This window comes from Mitsuaria sp. WAJ17, assembly GCF_014174515.1.
Classification (GTDB): domain Bacteria; phylum Pseudomonadota; class Gammaproteobacteria; order Burkholderiales; family Burkholderiaceae_C; genus Roseateles_B.
In genome coordinates, this window is the sequence record NZ_JACJUG010000175.1 from 1 (window position 1) to 304 (window position 304).

The 304-nt window shown below is 62.2% G+C and carries 1 pseudogene; it reads right to left on the reverse strand.

The features are described 5' to 3' along the window. Positions 1-304: pseudogene (locus H5407_RS23945) on the reverse strand (TonB-dependent receptor); the annotation flags it as partial.

Here is a 304-nt window from a genome sequence, read left to right on the forward strand (position 1 = left end):
GTTGGCAGCCAGAAAGCCCGCGCGCCGGACATAGGACAGACGTGCGCCAACCGGACCCTTCTCATATGCCAGCGTGGCGTTCCATGACAGCTTGGACACGCCAAAGAAGGGGGCCTCCAGCTCTGAGACGATCTCGCCAGCGTTGTTGGCTGTCGGCACATTCTGCGACGAGGTCAGACGGGTCACGCTGCCCTGGAAACCCAGGCCATCCAGCGGGCTCGGCAAGCCTTTCGGGAAGTAGATGGCGCCCAGTTCCACTCCACTGATCTTTCCGTTGGACGCATTGACCGGCGAGCTGATGACG